Origin of the sequence: Actinoplanes sp. TBRC 11911 (genome assembly GCF_012933445.1) — a bacterium.
GTDB lineage: Bacteria > Actinomycetota > Actinomycetes > Mycobacteriales > Micromonosporaceae > Actinoplanes.
The window spans coordinates 32,318-53,554 of the sequence record NZ_JABBNC010000020.1 but is presented as its reverse complement, the minus strand read 5'-3'; the positions used below and the strand labels follow the sequence as shown (position 1 = coordinate 53,554).

Below are 21,237 nucleotides of genomic sequence, written 5' to 3'. Positions count from 1 at the left end.
AGCCTTTTCGCTAGACGGCCCGATACTGTGCAAGCCGTGGACCCGGTCCGGAATCCCTACGCTCCCGGCGCCGGTCAGCGCCCACCCGAGCTGGCCGGGCGCGGCCGCGAGCTGGACGCCTTCGACGTCGTGCTGGAACGGGTCGCGCGTGGCCGACCCGAGCGCAGCCTGGTCCTGACCGGACTCCGCGGGGTCGGCAAGACCGTCCTGCTCAATACGCTGCGGTCCGCGGCGATCGGCCGGCTCTGGGGCACCGGCAAGATCGAGGCGCGGCCTGACCAATCGCTGCGGCGCCCGGTGTCGGCGGCCCTGCACATGGCGATCCGCGAGCTGGCGCCGCACCACCGCAACCCGGACCGGGTCGACGAGGTGCTGGCCGTGCTCAAGGCGTTCGCGTTGCGGGCCAACGACAGTAATGCCAAGCTGCGCGATCAGTGGGCGCCCGGGATCGACGTGCCGGCGGCGCGCGGCCGTGCCGACTCCGGCGACATCGAGATCGATCTGGTCGAGCTGTTCACCGACGCGGCCTCACTCGCCACCGACGTCGGCACCGGGATCGCCCTGTTCATCGACGAGATGCAGGACCTCGGGCCGGACGACGTGTCGGCCCTGTGCGCGGCCTGCCACGAGCTGTCCCAGCTGGGCGCGCCGCTGATCGTGGTCGGGGCCGGGCTGCCGCATCTGCCGGCCGTGCTGTCCGCGGCGAAGTCCTACTCGGAACGGCTCTTCCGATACCAGCGCATCGATCGTCTCGACCGGGTGGCGGCCGACCTCGCGCTGTGCGCTCCGGCGGATCGCGAGGACGTGGAGTACGAGGCCAAGGCGCTCGACCTGCTGTACGAGAAGTCCGGTGGGTATCCGTACTTCGTGCAGGCGTACGGGAAGGCGACCTGGGATCACGCGCCGCAGTCGCCGGTGACCGACGCGGACGTGCGGGTGGCCGCGCCGGAGGCGGAGGCCGAGCTCGCGGTGGGCTTCTTCGGCTCACGGTTCGAGCGGGCCACTCCGGCCGAGCGGGAGTACATGCGGGCCATGGCCACGCTCTCCGGCGAACCGGACAACGACATGGACGCCGCGGTGCCGACCGCGGAGATCGCCACCGCCCTGGGCCGCAAGCCGGCCAGCCTGTCCCCGGCGCGCGACGCGCTGATCAAAAAGGGTCTGATCTACTCGGGGGAACGCGGCACCGTCGCGTTCACCGTGCCGCATTTCGGCCGCTACCTGCGTACCCAGCCGGTATGAAGCCCGTACTGCGGGTATAACAAATTTCATGAAACCCGTACGCTCCGCCGCCCGCGCCATGCTCGCCTCGATTTTCGTGGTCAACGGGGTCCGCGACTTGATCCGCCCGGATGCCAAGGTCGAGACCGCGCGTCCGGTGACCGACCGGCTGACTCCACTGCTGGAGCGGCTCGACCCGCGCATCCCGACCGACCCGAAGACGCTGGTGCGGATCAAGGCGGCCGCCGACGTGCTGGCCGGTGCAGCGCTCGCCACCGGCCGGGTCACCCGTCCGGCCGCGGCCGTGCTGGCGGCGGGTCTGGTGCCGTCGACGCTGGTCCGGAACCCGAAGAACGACGGCGGCGACTACCTGAAAAACGTGGGCCTGCTGGGTGGGCTGCTGCTCGCGGCCGTGGACACCGAGGGACGCCCGGGCGTGGGGTACCGCACCAGCCACGCGGTGGATCGCTCGCAGCGTACGGTCAAGCGGGCCGTGCGGACCGCCAAGCGCGAGGCTTCTCGCCGGCTCCCTAAGGCAGGTTGACCCACTCGTCGGTGCCGTCGCTGAAGACCTGGCGCTTCCAGATCGGCAGCCGGGCCTTGACCTCGTCGACCAGGCGTGCGCACGCCGCGAACGCCGCCGCCCGGTGTGCCGAGCTGACCGACGCGACCAGCGCGACGTCGCCGATCTCCAGGGTGCCGATGCGATGCGAGACGGCGACGGCATAGATGTCCGGGTCGTTAGCGATCTCCTCGGCGACCTCGCGCAGGATCTTCGCGGCGGTCGGGTGGCCCTCGTACTCGAGCAGCGTCACGCCGCGGCCGCCGTCGTGATCGCGGACCACGCCTTGGAAGCTGACCACCGCACCGGCCCGGACGTCGTTCACCGACTTCTCGTGCGCGGCCAGGTCGAGCGGGGTGTCCTGCACCTCGGCGACGGTGACGACTCCGTTCATGGACGCTCCCCTGGAACGAGCGGTAGGGACAGAAACTCGACGTCGTCGCCGGCCGCGACCTGCTGACCGGGACGAACCACGACAAAGCCGTGCGCGTTGGAGAGGCCGCGCAGCATCGCCGACCCGACGTGACCGACCAGCGTGGCCGACCGTCCATCGTGGCCGAGCCGGGCGAGCGCGAGGTGCGTGTCGTTACCGCGGCCGCGCACCGGGGCGGCCGCGCGCACCGTGCTCAGCGTCGGCGCGGGCCGGCCCTGGAGTCCGGCCAGCAGCGGAGCGACCAGCGTGATGAGCGCGATCACGGCGGACTGCGGGTTGCCGGGCAGGCCGGCGAGGAAACGAGGGCGGCCGTCCGGGCCGGGCACGCGGGCCAGCAGCATCGGGAAGCCGGGACGCACCGCGACGGTGTTGACGATGTATTCGGCGCCGAGCTCGGTCAGCGCCGGGTGCAGATGATCCACCGGGCCGTGCATCGTGCCGCCGGTCGTGCAGACCAGGTCGTTGCCGGCCAGCGCACCGCGCAGGGCGGCCAGATGGGCGTCGAGCGTGTCCCGCACCGGGCCGACCACCGGCCCGGTCGCCGCGCCGTAGCGCCGCAGCCAGCCCGGCACCTGCGGGCCCAGCGAGTCACGGACGCGGCCGTCGCCGGGGGTGCCCGAGGTGAGGAGCTCGTCGCCGAAGACCAGCAGGCCGGCCCGCGGTGTACGGCGTACGGTCAGCGCCTCGTATCCGCAGGTGGCGGCGACGCCGATGACCGCCGGGTCGATCGCCGTGCCGGCCGGCAGCAGCTCCTCGTCCTTGTGCGCCTCCTCGCCGGGCCGGCGCATGTCCGGCACGTCGCCGTTGCGAGGTTTGCCGAGAACCAGGCCGGCCGCGTCGCGGGTTGAGTCCTCGATGCGGACGACAGCGTCGGCGCCGGACGGGACCATGGCGCCGGTGGCGATCTCGACGCAGGTGCCGTCCTCGTCGAGCGGGGCGGACACGCCGCCGGCCAGCACCCGGCCGACCGGGCGCCACGGGCCGGGACCGCGCACCGCCCAGCCGTCGATGCTCGAGGTGGGGAAGGCGGGCAGGTCGGTGAGCGCGCGCAGCGGCTCGGCCAGGGTGCGGCCGTCGGCGTCCGGCAGCCCGACCAGCTCGGCCGGGGCCGGAGCGGCCAGCCCCGCCGCGTAGGCGAGGTCGCGGGCCTCCGCCCAGATAACAGCGCTCACCACTAGAGACTAGCCAGCCGGATGGTTGCTGCCATGATCGCCGCCACGAATCTGGTCGATGGTGTGCCGCAGCAGCGGGCCCAGCACGGCCAGCCCGTCCTTGGCGCCACCGGTCGAGCCGGGCAGATTGACAATCAGGGTGTGACCGGCGACACCGGCCAGCCCCCGCGACAGAGCCGCGGCGGGCACCCGGTCCCGGCTGTGCGCACGGATCGCCTCGGCGATGCCCGGGATCTCGAAGTCGAGCAGGCCACGGGTGGCCTCGGGGGTGCGGTCGGTCGGGGTGACTCCGGTGCCGCCGCTGGTCAGGACGACGTCGATGCGGTCGGCGACGGCGCGTCGCAGGGCCTCGGCGACCGGGTCGCCGTCCGGGACGACGACCGGGGTCTCCTCCACCGCGCAGCCGAGTTCGCGCAGGCCGGCGACCAGGCGGGGGCCGCTGGTGTCGGCGTAGACACCGGCGGCAGCGCGATTGCTGGCGACGATCACCCGGGCCGTGATGATGTCGGCATGCTTGGTCACGGCCGGTCCTCGGGGCGGACCCACAAGCCGGTCTTGCCGCCCTCCTTGCGCAGGACCCGGACCGCCTCGATGCTCGCGGCCGGATCCACCGCCTTGATCATATCGATCATGGCGAGGCCGGCGGTGGCGACGGCGGTCAACGCCTCCATCTCGACGCCGGTGCGGTCGGCCGTCTTCGTGGTGGCGGTGATCTCGATGGTGGTGTCGGTCACATCCAGATCGACGATCACGCCATGGAGGCCGATCGGATGACAAAGCGGTATCAGGTCGGGGGTGCGCTTGGCCCCCATGATCCCGGCGAGGCGCGCGACCGCCAGCGCGTCGCCCTTGGGCACACCCTCGCCTCGGAGAAGACCAATCACTTCGGGAGTCGTGATCACGCGCCCGGAAGCGACCGCTAGGCGCGGGTTGACCGGCTTGGCCGAAACGTCAACCATGCGGGCAGCGCCCGACTCGTCGACGTGAGAAAGCAGGGATTCCTCGGGCATACCGGGAGTTTATAGAACGTTCGGCGAGGTTTCAGTTCGCTTTACGGCGCAACTAGGGCCACAATTCGTCTGCGACTTGTTCGGATATAAAAGTGGCGATCTATGTCCTGCTCAACGACCCTGGCCGGTCCCGCGACAGCGCGTGGAACGGGTCGTCGAGATTAACTATCCGGAGCGTTAGCCGAACACCACTCTCTGCTATGTGGACAGTGCGGCCATAACGACTATTCAAGTAGCTCAGTGTTTCTATTCCCGGACGCATTGTAATCGCGAGCCGAGCTATTATCGCGTTCTGCGCATACCGACACAAACCAGCCCCAACGATATTGTTGTTCGCATAAGGTTCTCCCCGTCGCGACAACGAGAGTGCAAAACAGAGGAACCGATCTTGAATCGGCTTCTCATGGGGTGAGGAGAAGAAAGATGCGCTCGCTCGACTGGCACTGACGACCCGGTGCGCGGAGTCACGTTCTTTACTTACGCTTGAGCCCGGGTAGCCTTCCGTTGCGCTCAGTGACAGGATGACTCCGTTGCGACTATTTCAACGCTCCAACGACGACGCGACCGATCGGCGGCTAGGGCTGCTCATCGGTCTCGTCGTCGTTCTGGCGTTGACCTCGGCGATCCTGAGCGCGTGGTCGGCCGCGCACCTGCCGGCGCCGCATCCGCTGGCCCTCGCGCTGCTCTACATAGTCACGGTCATCGCCTATAGGTTCCGGATCTACGTCCGGATGCGATCTGGCGAAACCGGTGAGACCTGGGGCGAAATCCCCAGCTTGGTCGGCTTGGTGTTGCTGCCCACGCCGTGGGTTGTCCTTTGTGTCGCGGGTGCCGTCGCCACCGTGAAGGTCATGGGGCGCAAGACCACGACGCTGCAGAAGGCGATGTTCTCGGTCGCCAAGGAAGTACTGATCGTCAGCGCCGCCGGCGCCGTCCTCAGCCTCGCGGGAAGCCAGCCGAGCCTGGTCGACCCGCAGGTCAGCATGCTCGCGGTGGTGCTCGCTTTCGTCGCCTTCTGGTTCGGCGACTACCTCGTCTTCTATCCGGTGATCGCCCTCGCCTCCGGATCGAACATCTTCCGGCTCGTCCGGCATGACCTGAGCGGGCGCCTCGTCACCAGCGCGGCCCGGCTGATCACCGTGATCTACGTGGTCGAGGTGCTGGTCCACGGTGGCGACCTCGCGCTTCTCGCCTTCGTCCCGCTGGTGGTCACCTGCCTTCACCTGTGGCACTCGCGCCGGCTGCGCACCCGCGAGGAACGCAACTCCTGGCGGCAGCTCGCCGACACGACCGACGAGCTGAGCTCGGTCGACCTGGAACAGGTGCTGCACGTGGCCGCGGTGCAGGCGGCCCAGATCTTCTCCGCCGACGAGGTGGAGATCGATCTCAGCGCGGACGGTTTCGATCGCGTCGTGCGCGCGGGTGCTCGTGGTGTGAGTTATGACGGGCCCGGCCCTCGAAGGTTTGCCGGCACGATCACGGCCGAGTTGGAGACCCGCGACCGCAGCTACCGCGCGGGTGTCCTGGTGCTGACCCTGCGCGGCAAGACCCGGCTCAGCGAATTCGACCAGTACAAGCTCAAGACGTACGCGTCCGCGCTGTGCACGGCGATCCGCAACGCGTCGGCGTACGCGGAACTGCAGCGGCTGAACGAGCAGAACGCGTTCGACGCCGCCCATGACCCGCTGACCGGCCTGGCCAACCGCCGCGAACTGTACGAACGCGCCGAGGTCTACTTCCAGGGCGGCAGCCGGGACGGCCTGGTCGCGTTGCTGCTGATCGACCTCAACCACTTCAAGGAGGTCAACGACACTCTCGGCCACGCGGCCGGCGACGAGGTGCTGCGCGCGGTGGCCCGGCGGCTCGGCGCGGCGGCGGCTCCCGGCGATCTGGTGGCCCGGCTCGGCGGCGACGAGTTCGCCGTCCTGCTAGTTAATCTGCGCACCCCGGCCCTGGCCACGCACCGGGCCGAGCAGATGCTGGGCGCGCTGGAGGGCAGCCTCGAGGTCGAGGGCATGCAGATCACCGTCGAGGCGGCCGGCGGCATCGCCCTGGCGGCCGGCACCGGCGGCATCAACGAGCTGATGCGACGCGCCGACATCGCGATGTACCAGGCCAAGCGCGCCGGACAGCAGACCGCCTCGTACGCCCACGCGCAGGACACGGCCGACGTCGAGCGTCTCGTCCTCGGCGGCGAACTGCAGCGCGCGGTGACCGAGCACGAGTTCGTGGTCGACTTCCAGCCGATCGTCGACCTGGGCACCGGCGAGGTGATCTCGGTGGAGGCGCTGGCCCGCTGGCACCACCCCGAGCACGGCTACCTCACGCCGATGCAGTTCCTGGAGACGGTGGAGCGGTCCGGACAGCTGCCCGCGTTCGCCGACGCGGTGCTCGACCAGGCGCTGGCCGCCGCCGACGGGTGGCGCGAGGCCGGCTTCGATCTGCCGATCGCGGTGAACGTGTCGCCGCGCAGCCTGCTCGATCCACGGTTCCCGGAGATGGTGCTGGCCCGCATCGGTCACCACCGGGTGCCGCCGGAGAAGGTCGTGCTTGAGCTGGCCGAGACGCTCACGATCAGCCAGCTCGACGTGGTGGGCCGGGCGCTGAACGAGCTGAGCGAGGCGGGCATCCGGCTGGCGCTGGACGACTTCGGCACCGGCGTCTCGCCGCTGTCGGTCCTCTCGCACATCCCGGTGCACGAACTCAAGATCGACCGCGAGTTCGTCGGCTCGATGGAGACGTCCTCCGAGGCCGCGGCGGTGATCCGGTCCACCGTCGATCTCGCGCGCAGCCTGCACCTCACGGTGATCGCCGAGGGCGTGGAGAGTGAACCGCAGCGGCACGCCCTGTTCGAGATGGGCTGCGTGGCCGGTCAAGGTCACCTCTTCGCGCGGGCGATGCCGTCGACGCGGCTGCTGGGCACGCTGCAGCGCGGTTTCGGTGGCCGGCCGGGCGTGCTGGCCGCCGCGCTGCACGACGCCGGGGCCGTGGTGCGGATGCCGCGTCGCAGGTCGTCCGGCTCCGGCAAGTCCTCTCTGCCACACTTGCCTGCGTGACCACCCGGACCGGCCGACTGCTGACGCGCATCGACCGGGCCGGCGGCGGCTTCGTCGTCGATCTTTCCCTGTACGCGGTTTCGGCCGCGTTCGCGCTGGTAACGGCGCTGACGTCGACACTGTTACCGCACCGGGCCTGGGGTTGGATCGCCGTCTGGGCGTACCTCGTCGGCTTTGTCGTGGCCTTGATCCAGTTTTTCGTCTACCGCCGCAACCCGGCGCGTGCCGCCCTGGCCTGGTTCGTCTGGGCCGGCGCCGCGATCGTTCCGCTGATCGTCGAGGCGGTGCAGCGCGCCGCCGGACGCACCGACCGCGCGCAGGAGGAGGTCCTGGTCGTCGAGCGGATGGGCGAGCGCCTCCTGCATCACGGCACGCCCTACCTGGGCCGCGACGCGATCGCCGCGCTTCCGGCGGACGAGCGGCTGATGGCGTACAGCCCGTACCAGCCGGGCATGGCGGTCTTCGGGCTGCCGCGAGCGGTCTTCGGGGATTTCTGGTGGACCGACGCGCGGGTGTGGTTCGCCGTGGTCACCGTGGCCGCGCTGGCCTTGGCGGTCCGATTGCTGGGCCCGACGCAGCCTGGGACGATCCGGGCAATCCAGGCGGCAACCGTGCTGCCGATCTGTGCGCTCACCCTGGCCACCGGCGGCGACGACATCCCGGTGCTCGCCCTGTGCCTGCTCGCGTTCGCGCTGGTGGCGACCGGTCGCTACGGCTGGGCGGGGGTCGCGGTGGGTGCCGCCGCGGCGTGCAAGCCGTTCGCGTTCCCGGTGGTCGCGGTCCTGGTGGTGCTGGCGCTCGCGGTTCGCCGCGGTCGGTCGTTGCTGCCGTTCGCGATCGGGCTGCCGATCGTGGTGCTGATCCCGCCGTTCCTGGTCGCCGCCGGCGCCTTCACCGAGAACGTGGTCCGCTTCCCGACCGGCCACGGCCTGGTCAAGAGCCCGGCCGAGTCGCCGTTCCCGGGTTACCTGATCGCCCAGAATCTGCCGGGCGGCCGGATCATCGCGCTCGGCCTCCTGGTTGCGGTCGCGGTCCTCATCGCCGTACGCATCATTCGCCGCCCCCCGAGAACAGCCGCCGCGGCCGCCGTGGTCTCCGGCCTGGGTCTGCTCGCCGCGATCCTGCTGCTGCCCACCACCCGGTTCGGCTACCTGCTGTACCCGATCGCGTTCCTGGTCTGGGCCGCCGCACTGGCCCCGGCCGCAAAGCCGCTACACAGCAACCACACAGTTTCAAATGCCCCCGGAGATGACAGGGCCTTGTACCGTCAGTGAGATGCAGATGACCTGTCCGAAGTGTCACGGCGAGATGCGAGTGTACGAGCGCAGCGGCGTCACGATCGATCAGTGCACCGAGTGCCGCGGGATCTTCCTGGACCGCGGCGAGCTCGAGAAGCTCTTCGACGCCGAGTCGAACTGGAACACTCGCCAGGCCCCGCCCCGTCCTGCCCAGGCTCCGCCGGCCCCCGGTGGGTACGCTCCGCCGCCTCCCCCGCCGCACGGCGGTGGTTACGCGGCTCCGGCCCCCGGTTACGGCCAGCCCGTTCCGCACGGCTATCCGCCGGCCGCGCACGGCGGCTACCACGGCCACTACCGGGGCGGCCACCACGGCCACTACCGGAAGCGCAAGGGCTTCCTGCACGACCTGTTCGACTGACCGGTCCCGACCGGAAAGCGCCCGGCGGTTCGCCGGGCGCTTTCACCAGGCGCCGTCGTCGTCCGCGGTGCCCTCACCAGGCGCCGTCGTCGTCCGCGGTGCCCTCACCAGGCGCCGTCGTCGTTTGCGGTGCCCTCACCAAGCGCCGCCCTCGTTCGCAGTGCCTCGCTCACCACGCGGGTCGCTGTTTCAACGCTTGCACCACGCGCGATGCCGTTTGGCGGTCGCTCACCACGTGCCGTCATCGTGCAGGCGGTGGGCCGGGCCGTCGCCGGTGAGCAGGCCCACGAGCGCCTCGTCGAGCGTCGGGCCCACGTACCACTCGCCCGCCTGGTCGAGCACGAACACGCGCTCGCGCTCGTCGATGACCACGAGCGCGTCGGTGCCTTCGATGCCGATCGGGAAGACGCGCTCGCCGATCACCTCGGCGAACTCGTTCAGCACCGCCGCCTGGTACGCCCCCGGGACCGGGTCCAACGTGAGCAGGCGGATCGCCCGGCGTGCGCCTGGGCCGCGGCGCCCGCAGCGTACGCCCGGGAAGTCGGCCACCGCCCGGCGTGCCGCGGGGAACGGCGTCAGCCGGTTGCCGCTCGCCGTGACCGCCCCGTCGATCGCCGCCGCGCCGAGGACGTCGTACGGACCCACGTCCATCCAGCCGCCGCCGGCCAGTGTGCGGGCCACCTCGTGCGGGAACCGGCCCGGCTCGGGGATGCGGTCCGAGCCGTGCCGCCACTCCGTCGTGTAGGCCAGGTCGGACCAGGGGAGCAGCGCGAAGTCGACGAGCGCGCCGATGCACGTCTCACACGGACGAACCTGCTGGCCGCCGACCGGATCGCCGCTTTCGCGTACGAGGAAAGCCTGAAAATCGGCCTCGATCAGCAGGGACCGTGCGTCGTCCACAGTGATCCGCCGGCCCGCCTCGTGCAGCGCGTCGGAGAGCGCGATCAGCTCGGCGTGCCGCTCGACACCGCGGACCCGCGCGTCCGGCGGGACCGTCGCCAGATAGGCCGCCACCAGCGGATGGTGGTTGATCTCCTGATCGCCCTTGGCGCCCTGCGCCCGGAATGTCCGCGCGCCCACGCTCAGATGCGCCACCGTCGTCGGGCTCGGCCGCCGGCGCGTCAACCGCACCAGCGCGACCGACGGATCCACCGTGCCCGGCGGACGCGGCCGGCGATCCCGGTAGAGCGCGGCGATGTCCTCGGGCGGCAGCGCCGGCCAGGTGGAGACCGCACCCGTCTCCCGATCGATGACCGTACGGGCACCGTCACCGGGCTCCGTGCGCACGCGCGTCCAGAACACGTAGCCGAGCTCGAACTCGGCGAGGACGGGCTCGCACCCGTACCCACGCTGCTCGGACTCGCTGCGCGCCCATCGTGCGGCGATTTCCTCGGCGACCGCTCGAGTGATCACGATAAATCCTTTCCGTGTACTCCATGAAGTTAGCGGACTACGCAAAGTCGAGGTCACTCGATACGGTGACGCCATGGCGGAGTCCGATCGGGACGCGAACCGGCATCTGCGGGACCGGCTGGCGGAGGTCTACGGGCGCTACGGCCGGCTGCGGTCCGACATGGACGAGTTGCAGCGGCGGCTGGCCTCGCTGCGGGTGACCGTCGAATCGACAAACGGCCTGGTACGAGCCACGGTCGGACCCCGGGGCCAACTTGTCGATCTTCAGCTTGATCGGCGCCGGGCGCCCACGATGGACAGTGATCGACTGGCCCGGGCGATCCTCGCGACCGTCCAGGAGGCCGCCCGGCGCAGCGTCGATCAGGTCGAAGAGTTGATGGCCGAGTATCTCCCGCCCGAATCGTCCGCGTTACGCGCGTTACGCGACAACGCATTCGGGGCTGCGATGCGCCGGCCCGACGCCAACTTGACGGAGCGTGATTCCCTCATGGGCGATGAGTAACCAATGGCTCTTTCTCGACGCCGACCGGGCGACCGCGGGCTCTCGTGCACTGCACGAGGCCGGCGAGGAACTCGGTGCGCTGCGGCGGGGGCCCGGCGCCGAACTGGCTTCGGCGTCGACGGCGCAGCCATGGGGGGCCGACGACTACGGGAGGTCGTTCGAGCGTCAGTATCGGCCCGTTGAACAGCAGGTTCTCGAGGCCTGGACGCAGCTCGCGGAGTATGTGGCGGGGCTGGGCGAGGCGGCGGAACTGTCCGTTCGTGACAACGTGGGCGCCGACATCGACGCCGGGCATCGCTTCCGCCGGAGCCGGATATGAGCCTTCTACCCAGCCCGATCCCGCACCCGCTGGAGTTCTCGCCGTTCGATGTGCCCGGGTGGGCGTACGAGGCGCTGGAATGGGTCGTCGGGTTTGATTGGCCCGCCGGGAACGAGGTCTCGACCTGGGATGTCGCCGACCGCTGGTACGTGCTGGCGACGGATCTGGCCTCGCCGCGGGAGGCGACGTTCGACGCGGCCGCGCGCGTGCTCGACGGTTACGGCGGCGCGGGGATCACGGCGGACGGCTTCCGGAACGCCTTTCAGCAGCTCGCCGGCGACGACGATGCCCCGCTGAACGGGTTGTTGCACATCGCGGACGGGCTCGGCCAACTCGTCGAAGGCTGCGGACGTGATCTCGAGGGGGCGAAGCTCGAGGCCTGGATCGAGATCGGCATCTTCCTGACCGAGTTGATCGGGATGGCGATCACGGTCGCGCTGACGTTCGGTGCGGCGTCCCCCGCGGCCGGCGGCTTGATCATGACGACCCGGATGGCGATTCAGCAGATCTTCAAGCGGCTGGTGGAGCAGCTCGGCAAGAAGGCGCTGAAGGCGACGGCGCAGCACGCGATCAAGGAGCTCACCACCAAGCAAGGGCTCACCAAGATCGGCAGGAAAGCCCTGCACGAGGGGCTGGAGGAGGCGCGCGAGGAGTTCGCGACCAACGGGGGGATCCAGCTTTATCAGGAGTCGACCGGGCGGTCGCACGGCTTGAGCTTTACCGATCTCGGGCTGTCGGCGGTCGGCGGGTTTGCCGGTGGGGCGGCTGCGGTCGGGTCCGAGGTGGGGGCGCACGGGCATCACGGCGGGGTGGTGCGGGGGGCCGGCGGGGAGGTCTTCGCGGAGTTCGGGGCGGCGGCCGCTTTTGGTGATTTGCCGGGTCTGGAGAATGCGGCGAAAGCGGGTGCTTCCGGGGCCAGTGGGTCCGCGATTCACGGGGTGGCGTCCACTGTCGACGCGTCTGCTTCGTCGTTGGGGAAGCTGGATCTTGAGGGGTCTTCGCCGAGTTTTGGGGATATCGGGTCGTCTGCGGATGGGTTTGCCGGGACGTCCTCTACCGAATCGTCGTTTGCTGCTGATTCGACGGATGGTGTGGGGGCGAATGGGTCGGCATCGGGCAATGGTTCGCACGGTGCGGCCTCGGGGGATGCCCGCTTGAACGGTGCGACGTCGGGGGACGCTGGGTTGAACGGTGCGACGTCGGGGGACGCTGGGTTGAACGGTGCGGCCTCCGGCGACGCTGGGCTGAACGGCGCGACGTCCGGCGACGCTGGATTGAACGGAACGACGTCCGGCGACGCTGGATTGAACGGAACGACGTCCGGCGACGCTGGATTGAACGGAACGACCTCCGGCGACTCTCATTTGAACGGCGCGGACTCGAACGGCGGGGCGTCGAGCGGCGCTCCTGCGATTGCGGCATCAGCCGACGGGTCAGCTACGACGCCGTCTCCTGCTGGTTTGTCATCGACCGACGGGCCATCGGCTTTGGCGGGGCATTCCACCGACGCGTCGTTGGGCCTCGGGTCGTCAACCTCGGCCGGGACTTCCGCCACGGTTTCGGTCACCGGACCGGCCGATGTCTCTTCACCTGACTCCAGTCCACGCCTTTCCGACATTTCGCTTTCATCGCCCGCGACCTCGACCGCTCCTCTGAATACGGCCTTGGCCGGCCCGCCTTCGCTGTCAACGGATCCGACCGCCCAGTTCTTCGCGAATCCGACACCGGCCGTCGTCACGCCGGGCGCTTCGACCGTCCGCCGCCCGTTGTCCGACCTGGACCGCATCGCCGCCGCTTTGGGCCCCACAGAAACTAGAACCGCCAGTAGCAGGACGATCCCTCGTCAGCCGTCGTCCCGCGTCCCCACCAACCCCTACGCCGACCCGATCCGCAACGATGCCGGATATTTCGGCTATGCCCAGCACGTCCGCCGCACCCACGAACTCAACCGCCGCGACGAGTACATCAACTACCTGACCAGCATCGCCGAGCAGGGCCGCGCCAAGATCCTCGGCCTGGGCCACGACGCCGACCTGGCTTTCCGAGCCGGCCTCACCCTCCGCGGCGCGGACCACCGACGCCGCGCCACCGAGTTCAGCGCGATCGTCGACGAGATCGAAACCCAGATCGACCATGTACGCACCGGCCGCCTGGCCCCCGCCAAGGTGGAGGTAGGCCCGCGGGACTGGGCACGAATCAACACCGACGTGGGCAACCTGGCCCCCGGCGGCGTCCACACCGACGACCTCTCCGCGGTGACCGGCAGTTTCGGCCGCCCCCCGATCGACAGCACCCGCCGCTACAACGTCGTCGGCGGTTTGCGCGCCCCCTTGGCCGTACATCAAACGGACCTGGAGAACGCCGTCCCGCGAGCCGGCGACGGCCGCCCTCAGCGACTGCCCGATCCGCGTACGGGCCGCTGGTTCCGCCTGGCCAACGACGGCGGCCCCGAACTCGACCCCACCCGCGGCCTGAATTGCGTCGACGGCGTACTGGCCCTTTTCGACACTTACATTCACGGCCGCCCACGCGTTTCCGCCCCACGCACATTCGACACGTACGCCCACGGCAACCCCGACCGCCCCTTAGGCGGCGAAACAAACGGCATCCGCCGAATCCAGGACGCCACCGGAACCACTTTCCAAAACCTTTGCCCGTACATGGGAAGTGCCAGCCCCGCAGCGGCAAAACCCGCCATCGACCTGGCGCTGCGCAACTTGCGAAACCACCTGCTGAACACCGGCCACGGCGCCTACGCCTTCATAGTCACCGACATCGAAGCCGGCGGCAGCCACGCCTGGGCAGCCACCAACCACCACGGGACCATCCTGTTCCTGGACCCGCAGATAGGCAGAATCGCCGAGAACACCTCGCCGTACGCCCACCGGGGCACCCGTGCAAACACAAACATCACGTCTTTGGACGCCTTGGTGGTGGACGCCAATGGCACCCCGGCCCCCCTCCCACACCACGGCCCAGGCCAGCGCTCCGCAGCCCCCACCGGCGCCGCCGACGAAAATAGGCCGCCGACCTCACCGTCCGATGGATTGGACCTTGAGTCGGTCGTCGAACGGCAGGCGCTCGAATCGCTGTCTTCGGACGAGCGTGACGTGATTGAAGACGTGCAGCGACGCTCGACGAAAATCGCCAATCGCATCCTCCCTGACCTGCAACGGATCGCGGCGACAGCGGCACCCGCACCGGACGGGACGCAGCCCAAGGTGACTGGCGAGAACCACCGCACAAAGGAGCCTGACTCCATCGCGCGAGCCTTCCTGGATGACGTCGCCGCCAGGCAAGCGGGGCTCGGCAAGTTCCTCGCCGATGCGAAAGACCTGGTCCGATTCTCGATCGAGGTGTCCGAGGTCGGATACGGCCGTTCAGTGGTTCAGATTCTCAAGACGTTGACCGCGAGCGGCTATAAGGTTCATCGGCTCCTCAGCTTCTGGGCCCCCCGAGGTCGACACAACGGTTTGAACGTCACGATGACCGACGCTGAGGGAAAGGTCTTCGAGCTGCAGTTTCCAACGCCTCTGACCAGCAGCATCGGTGCGGATACCCACGCGCTGTACAAACGCGTTCGAACCGGCCGCTTCAGCTCCAAGGAGCGCATTGACGCTCTCTTGAAGATCTTCGCGTTGAACAAGGAACGGCATCTTTCCGAACATCAGCCTTCGGATCTTCAGGTGCTTCTCGAGATGAATGCCAGAATCGACACGGCAGACACGACATTCTCGCGCTGGACTGAGAAGAAACGTCGTGTGTGGACGCGGTACGAGGCGGCGCTGGCGGCAGATGGCATTTCCCTGGACGACGTGCTGGCCAGACACGGTCTGACCCGTGACGATGTCTTCGGACCATCTGAGGGGCAAGAGACATGACGCGAGAACACTTCGACTACACCCAGGTGCTGCGATCGGCAGAAGATGATCATGCGGGCAACGTGATCGCCTCCATCGAGGCTGTCGACCGACCGTTGCAGGCGGTGCTCTGGAGCGTGCGCCACGATGCGTGGATCTATGCACCGAGCGTGGCCGCGCGGATCCTTTACAACGACGAGCAGTTCGATCGGCTTCGCGACATTGATCGTCAAACCGCCGAGCGGGTAGCCCGTGACGACCTACATACGGACCTGCCCGCAGAGGACGTCCTCGTCCAGATCATTGAGGATGGCGAGCGCTCGGGCATGACGTATGGCCCGCCAGTGGGCTAGACCACGGCCATGTCGACGAAGCGGGACAAGTGCAACTGCGCCGCCACCGTCACCGTGTCGGTGGGGCCGTTTCGGTGCTTGGCCACGATGAAGTCGGCCTCGCCCGCCCTCGGTGACTCCTTGTCGTAGTAGTCGTCACGGTGGAGCAGGATCACCACGTCGGCGTCCTGCTCGATGGAGCCGGACTCGCGCAGGTCGGACAGCTGGGGGCGCTTGTCGGTGCGCTGCTCGGGGCCACGGTTCAGCTGCGAGACCGCGATGACCGGGCACTCGATCTCCTTCGCCAAGAGCTTGAGGCCACGGGACAGGTCGGCGACCTCCTGCTGGCGGCTTTCGGTGCGTTTCGGTGACGTCATCAGCTGGAGATAGTCGACGACCAGGAGTTTCAGGTCGTGGCGCTGCTTGAGGCGACGCGCCTTCGCTCGGATCTCCATGAGGTTCATGCTCGGCGTGTCGTCGACGAAGATGGGTGCCTCGCTGATCTCACCCATCCGGCGGGCCAGCTTGGACCAGTCGTCGTCGGTGAGCTGGCCGGATCGGAGCACGTGCAGCGGCACGCGGGCCTCGGCGGACAGCAACCGCATGACCATCTCGATCTTGCTCATTTCGAGGGAGAAGATGGCGCTGGCGCAGTTGCTGCGGATCGCGGCGTTGCGGGCGAAGTCCATGCTGACCGTCGACTTACCGAGACCGGGGCGGCCGGCCACGATGATGAGCTGGCCGGGATGCAGGCCGTTGAGCAGGCGGTCCAGGTCGGAGAAGCCGGTCGGCACGCCGGTCATGACGCCGCCCTGGGCACCGACCGCCTCGATCTCGTCGAGCGTCGGCTGCAGCATGTCACCGAGGGCCGCGAAGTCTTCGCTCACCCGCTTCTCGGTGACGTCGTAGATGGCCTGCTGCGCCAGGTCGACGATGTCGTCGACGTCGCGGCCGCCGTTGCCGCCGGTGCCGTAGCCCAGCTGCACGATCTTGGTGCCGGCCTCGACCAGGCGCCGCAGGATCGCCCGCTCGGAGACGATGCGCGCGTAGTAAGAGGCGTTGGCCGCCGTCGGCACGCTCTCGATCAGAGTGTGCAGATAGGGCACACCGCCGATGCGCTGCAGGTCGCCCGAGTCGGCGAGCGCGGCCGCGACCGTCAACGCGTCGGCCGGTTCACCCCGCCCGTACAGGTCGAGAATGACGTCGAAGATCGTGGCGTGCACCGGCCGATAGAAATCCGGGGTTTTGAGGATCTCGACGACGTCGGCGATGGCGTCCTTGGACAGCAGCATGCCGCCGAGCACGCCCTGCTCGGCCGCGACGTCCTGCGGGGGCGCCTTGTCGAGCTGCGCGCCGAACTGGTTTCCGGACGGCGGCTGCGCGGGCGGCCGTGCCTCCGGTCGCGTGTCGTCGGTGATCGACACCCGGGACCCCCCTCCGCTCGCCGTGGCCTTGCAAATGCGATCTAACAGCCCGGGTATGACACTTTCGGCTGACTTCCCCACCATGATCAGAAGCTTTTTCCTGATCAAGATCGCGCGTGCGGCGGCACCACTCTACGAACCCCGGGTCCACCTGCCCAACTGCCCCGGTGGACGAGTCTTGGGACAACCTGTGGACATCTCACCTGGGCCTGTGGGCAGCCCTGTGCACAGCCTGTGCATAACTTCTGGGGATGATTTCTTCACTGCCTTGTCGAGCAGGTAATACGTCGTCAACAGCTTGTGGGGAAGAAAAAGACGCGCGGCGTAAGCAAGCCGTCGCCCCGAGGCGTTGCGGTTCCGACGCTTGCACGTCACCCTTTCTGGGTGGACCAACGGGAGTGGGACTACGGCGCCCGCATGCCGCGCGAGCGGCGTGCTGCGGAGCCGCGTGCTTCCCGGGGTCCAGAGTCTCCTGATTTCGCGGATCCCGATCCCAAGTGGTCGAGTCTGACCGATACGGGGAGTTTGCAACCGAGCGACGAGGCGCTCGCGTGGCAGCAACGGGCCGACGCGTGGGCGACGCAGGCCGAGTCCCCGCAGGACCAGGCGGTCGAGCCGGCGAGTCGCTGGTCCGACACCCCGGCCACGACCGGCCGTCCGACCTACCCTTCGGACGGCGTGGGCTGGCGCACCGAGACCGCCGAGTGGCGGGCTACTGGCGGCGCACGCTGGAAACAGACCACCGAGTGGCGTTCCACGACCGGTTCACACGGCTGGCGCTCCACCACGGAGGCGTGGCAGAACAGCGGAAACCGTTCCTACCCTCCGGCGGCCGAGACCCCGATGTCACAACCAGCCATTTCCAGTACGCCGTGGACACCGACCGAGTCGGCAAACCAACCCGCCGCGGACTCCCGCCCGGCGTGGCAGCAGTTCACCGACACGTCGAGCGAGCCGTGGCGTGCCGATTCGTGGCAATCGTCGCAGGAGACACCCACCTGGTCCGCCCAGGAGTCGCAGCCCTGGCAGACGCAGGAACCGGCGTCCTGGCAGCAGCCCGCGCCGCGTCCGCCGATCGAAAGCTCGTCCTCCTGGCAGCAGCTCGTCGAGCCCACCTCCAGCACCACGCCCAGCTGGCGCAGCAACGCCATCGAAGGCACCGCGACCTGGAACGACACTCCCGCCACGAACCGCGGCTGGGGCCGTGACGAGTCCACCGAGACGCCGAGCTGGCAGACGCCACGCCCCGAGGACGCCCGCCATCTGGTGCGCGAGGACGATCGCGCGGCCTGGCGTCGCGGCGCGGAGATGGACCCGGGCGACAGCTCACCCCGCATCGGACGCCGCCGGGCCCCGGAAAACCCGGCCGGCGGTACGGGATGGAGTGGACGCTCGGACGCCGCCGACTGGGCGGGCTACACCGACACCGGCAACATCTCGCTCTATCCGGAGCCGGCCGCCGAGGCCCCGTCCTGGGGCGGCGGACGCTATTCGGCCGATCCGGTCAGCGCACCGGCCGAGCCGATCGGCCGCCGTGCCCTGCCCGCCGCACCGTACGAGGAACCCACCGAGCCCGGTCGCCGTCGACGGCGTGAGGATCCACCCCAGGCCCCGTACGCCGAGACCCCGCGCCCCCGTCGAGCCGATGAGATGCAGGGCGCCGCACAGACGGCCTACCCGGCCGGCCGACGTGGCCGCTACGCCGAGGAAACTCCGGCCCCCGAGGTCGCAGCGCCGATGCCGCAGCGCGGTGGCCGGCGACGAGCCGAGGCGGAGCAGGAGCCGACCGACCGCCGGGCATTCGCCCAGCCGGAGCCCACCGACCGCCGCGCGTTCGCCCAGCAGTCGCCCGCTGCCCCCGCCCCCGAGAACCCGGGCCCGCCGAAGGGCCGCGCCCGCTACAACCAGGTGCAGGACGACTGGCGCGAGCACACCGGTTCCTGGGCGGCCGAGCCGGACACCAGCAACTGGATGCGCGACCCGGACACCGGCCAGTGGAGCCGCTCCGACGACGACCCCCGTGTCCTGGCGTGGCGCGCCGAGGCGGCCCGCCGCGAGGCCATGGCCGAACCGTCCAAGGGACGGCTTGAACTGCCCGCGGCACCGTCCAGCGCCCCGGCCGGCACGCGCGGCGGCGCGGCCTTCGGGAGCGCACCGGCGAGCGCCATGCCGTACGGCGGCTCACCGGCAACGCCGCGGCGGGCCCTGCCGAGCGCCCCGCGCAGCGCGACCCCCGACTACGAAGCGCCGGCGCCACGCAGCGCCATGCCCGCCGACGCGCCGTACAACGGCGGCGGCAACCCCTACGACACGGGCGGCGGAATCCCGGACGGCCGACGCGGCGCCCCGTATTCGGACGCGCCCGGCCCGGCCCTGCGCAGCGCCATGCCCGATCGAAGCAACCGCGGCAATCCGTACGACAGCGGGTTCGGCACGGCTCCCACCAGCGCGATCGCCGACGGCGGCCGACGCGGCGGCTCCTACGGCGAGCAGCCCCCGCAAGCACCCCGCAGCGCCCCACCGGACGGTGGCCGACGCAACGGCGTCAACCCGTACGACGATGGACGCGGCGCCCTGCCGGAGAGCCGCGGACGCGCGCCGTACGCCGAAACACCGCGTGGCGCCGACTCGCCCGGTCCCGCACCACGCAGCGCCTTGCCCTACCGCGGCGAACCCGGCCCGGCTCAGCGCAGCGCCCTGCCGTACCGCGGCGAACCGGGCCCGGCCCAGCGCAGCGCCCTGCCGTACGGGGGTGCGGGCGACCCGGGCTCGGCCCAGCCTTACGGAAGCGGACCCGGCTCCGCCCAGCCTTACGGACGCGAGCCAAGTTCCGCCCGGTCCTTCGGAAACGAACCCAGCTCCGCCCTGCCCTACCGCGGCGAACCCGGCTCCGCGCAGCCCTACGGACGCGAGCCAGACCCATCCCGCGGCGACACCACGTACGGAGGCGGGGCCACGGCTCCGCGCAGCGCCACCCCCTACGGCGGCGGATACGGTTCGGTCGCGCCCCGCAGCGCCCCCGGCTACGGCACCGCCGCCCCACGCAGCGGCATCCCCGGCACCGGCACCAACGGCGCACGCGCGACCCCGTACGGCTCGGACGACCCGTACCGCGCCGGCGGCCGCCGCCGCGCCACCGACAACGATGACCTACCAGGCGGCCGCGCACCCACCACCGACAGCTGGCGCCGCGACCCCGAGCCCACCGACGACCGACGGGCCCGCCGCCAAGGCCCGCCCACCGGCGCCGGCCAACCGCCCTCCTGGTCGTCCGGCGGCGAACAGCCGTCCTGGTCGTCAAGCGGCGAACAGCCGTCCTGGTCATCAGGCAGCGAACCGCCCTCCCGGTCACCGGGCGGCGACACTCCGTCCTGGTCACGCGACGACCGCCCCGGCATCGGCCGCCGCGGCGACGACACCACCCGGGGCGGCTGGGACAACGACCTGGGCCGCCAGAACGGCCGCGCCGGCGACTGGCGCGCCCAATTGGACCCGGGACCGCCGCCCGCCGCCGACCCGGCCGCCACCGAACCCTGGAACGCCGACCCCAACGGCTGGCAGCAAAAGCCGGCTTGGCAACGCGAGGATGACTCCCGCGGCTACGGGGACGCCGGCCAGGAGGACGACTGGCGACGAGATCTCGCCGACCGAAGTAACCTCGCCGACGGTGAATCCCGGCGCTACGGCACCTCGGACTACGTGCCCTTTCGGTCGAGCGGCTCAGCCGCGGCCCCGAGGAATTTATCCACCACCGGCACCTCGCTGAACTCCCCGGTCCCGCGGGAGCAGCGCGAGGCCCAGGCCCGCCCGCCGCGGACCAGCAACGGTTACCAGGGGCTCTCCGGCTCCTACGAGCGCCGCGCGATGTCGGGCGGCTTCCCCATGAGCCGGAGGAGCAATCTGCTCGATCCGGACGACGAGGAGGGTGAACCTGAATCCGGCGGTCTACTAGCGGCAGTCGGATACACGGTCATCTGGTACGGCGTCCCGGTCGTCCTGTTCCTCGCGTACATGCTGGTGACGGGCTCGCAGTCGCAAGCAACCTCCACCCTGGGCAAGGCCGCCCCGCAGTTCGGCGTCTCGCTGGTGCTCAGCATCCTGATCGCGGTCGGCATCCGCCGCGTTAGCGACTCGTGGAAGGCGATCAGCGTGGGTCTCGCCGCCGCGGTGGTGGGTGGCGGCCTGGCCACGGTGCTGTTCTCCGCGATCACCGGCAACAGCCTGAGCTAGCGGGTGAGACAAAACGGCGCGCCGGGCACGAGGCCCGACGCGCCGTT

Annotated in this window: 16 protein-coding genes; 10 read left to right on the top strand and 6 right to left on the bottom strand. The window is 70.0% G+C overall.

Translation table 11 applies throughout. The features are described 5' to 3' along the window. The first annotated feature begins 36 nt into the window (after window positions 1-36). Both HH310_RS25070 and HH310_RS25065 read left to right on the top strand, forming a co-directional pair. Entirely contained in the window at window positions 37-1,242 is a 1,206-nt protein-coding gene (locus HH310_RS25070; RefSeq protein WP_169178091.1) for an ATP-binding protein, read from the top strand. A gap of 28 nt (window positions 1,243-1,270) precedes the next feature. Further along, complete coding sequence (locus HH310_RS25065) at window positions 1,271-1,765, top strand: DoxX family membrane protein (protein ID WP_169178090.1); 495 nt, start codon at window positions 1,271-1,273, stop codon at window positions 1,763-1,765. Here HH310_RS25065 and HH310_RS25060 read toward each other — a convergent pair. The 4 genes from HH310_RS25060 to moaC are packed head-to-tail and all read right to left on the bottom strand — an operon-like array spanning window position 1,752 to window position 4,398. Then, window positions 1,752-2,177, bottom strand: coding sequence for a molybdenum cofactor biosynthesis protein MoaE (locus tag HH310_RS25060; protein WP_169178089.1), 426 nt, complete (start codon window positions 2,175-2,177; stop codon window positions 1,752-1,754). The genes HH310_RS25065 and HH310_RS25060 overlap by 14 nt on opposite strands. Next, complete coding sequence (locus tag HH310_RS25055; protein WP_169178088.1) at window positions 2,174-3,388, bottom strand: molybdopterin molybdotransferase MoeA; 1,215 nt, start codon at window positions 3,386-3,388, stop codon at window positions 2,174-2,176. Before HH310_RS25055 ends, HH310_RS25060 begins: the two co-directional genes overlap by 4 nt. A 9-nt stretch (window positions 3,389-3,397) precedes the next feature. Beyond that, a complete protein-coding gene (locus tag HH310_RS25050; RefSeq protein WP_169178183.1) occupies window positions 3,398-3,892 on the bottom strand; it encodes a molybdenum cofactor biosynthesis protein B in 495 nt (164 codons plus the stop codon). A 14-nt stretch (window positions 3,893-3,906) separates the two neighbouring features. Continuing rightward, on the bottom strand, window positions 3,907-4,398 hold the full coding sequence (gene moaC, locus HH310_RS25045) for a cyclic pyranopterin monophosphate synthase MoaC (RefSeq protein ID WP_169178087.1): 492 nt from the start codon (window positions 4,396-4,398) through the stop codon (window positions 3,907-3,909). Between the two features lie 530 nt (window positions 4,399-4,928). On the opposite strand from moaC, the gene HH310_RS25040 reads away from it, so the two are divergent. From HH310_RS25040 to HH310_RS25030, 3 genes are read left to right on the top strand one after another with little or no spacing between them, the layout of a single operon-like run. Beyond that, complete coding sequence (locus tag HH310_RS25040; protein ID WP_248294389.1) at window positions 4,929-7,454, top strand: bifunctional diguanylate cyclase/phosphodiesterase; 2,526 nt, start codon at window positions 4,929-4,931, stop codon at window positions 7,452-7,454. After that, on the top strand, window positions 7,451-8,728 hold the full coding sequence (locus HH310_RS25035; RefSeq protein WP_169178085.1) for a glycosyltransferase 87 family protein: 1,278 nt from the start codon (window positions 7,451-7,453) through the stop codon (window positions 8,726-8,728). The genes HH310_RS25040 and HH310_RS25035 overlap by 4 nt, the downstream gene beginning before the upstream one ends. A gap of 1 nt (window position 8,729) precedes the next feature. Continuing rightward, window positions 8,730-9,110 carry a zf-TFIIB domain-containing protein gene (locus HH310_RS25030; RefSeq protein ID WP_396027540.1) on the top strand — a complete coding sequence of 127 codons (381 nt, stop codon included), beginning with the start codon at window positions 8,730-8,732 and terminating at the stop codon, window positions 9,108-9,110. A 228-nt stretch (window positions 9,111-9,338) separates the two neighbouring features. Here HH310_RS25030 and HH310_RS25025 read toward each other — a convergent pair whose 3' ends face one another. Beyond that, window positions 9,339-10,523, bottom strand: a complete 1,185-nt coding sequence (locus tag HH310_RS25025) for an SUKH-3 domain-containing protein (RefSeq protein ID WP_169178084.1) — start codon at window positions 10,521-10,523, stop codon at window positions 9,339-9,341. 73 nt (window positions 10,524-10,596) lie between these two features. Between HH310_RS25025 and HH310_RS25020 the strand changes: the two genes are divergently transcribed. Genes HH310_RS25020 through HH310_RS25005 form a run of 4 tightly spaced genes read left to right on the top strand, consistent with a single transcriptional unit; the run spans window position 10,597 to window position 15,557 of the window. Further along, window positions 10,597-11,025, top strand: a complete 429-nt coding sequence (locus HH310_RS25020; RefSeq protein WP_169178083.1) for a YbaB/EbfC family nucleoid-associated protein — start codon at window positions 10,597-10,599, stop codon at window positions 11,023-11,025. Next, window positions 11,018-11,344 carry a hypothetical protein gene (locus HH310_RS25015; RefSeq protein WP_169178082.1) on the top strand — a complete coding sequence of 109 codons (327 nt, stop codon included), beginning with the start codon at window positions 11,018-11,020 and terminating at the stop codon, window positions 11,342-11,344. The genes HH310_RS25020 and HH310_RS25015 overlap by 8 nt, the downstream gene beginning before the upstream one ends. Next, window positions 11,341-15,225, top strand: a complete 3,885-nt coding sequence (locus HH310_RS25010) for a toxin glutamine deamidase domain-containing protein (RefSeq protein ID WP_169178081.1) — start codon at window positions 11,341-11,343, stop codon at window positions 15,223-15,225. The genes HH310_RS25015 and HH310_RS25010 overlap by 4 nt, the downstream gene beginning before the upstream one ends. Then, on the top strand, window positions 15,222-15,557 hold the full coding sequence (locus HH310_RS25005; RefSeq protein ID WP_169178080.1) for a hypothetical protein: 336 nt from the start codon (window positions 15,222-15,224) through the stop codon (window positions 15,555-15,557). The genes HH310_RS25010 and HH310_RS25005 overlap by 4 nt, the downstream gene beginning before the upstream one ends. Here HH310_RS25005 and dnaB read toward each other — a convergent pair. Next, window positions 15,554-16,840: a replicative DNA helicase gene (gene dnaB, locus HH310_RS25000; RefSeq protein ID WP_312034310.1), complete on the bottom strand. Its 1,287-nt coding sequence runs from the start codon at window positions 16,838-16,840 to the stop codon at window positions 15,554-15,556. The two genes, HH310_RS25005 and dnaB, sit on opposite strands and share 4 nt — an antisense overlap. 645 nt (window positions 16,841-17,485) lie before the next feature. Here dnaB and HH310_RS24995 point away from each other — a divergent pair. Further along, the gene (locus HH310_RS24995; RefSeq protein ID WP_169178078.1) at window positions 17,486-21,190 is read left to right on the top strand and encodes a hypothetical protein; all 3,705 of its coding nucleotides are present in this window, start codon (window positions 17,486-17,488) and stop codon (window positions 21,188-21,190) included. The last annotated feature ends 47 nt before the right edge of the window (window positions 21,191-21,237 follow it).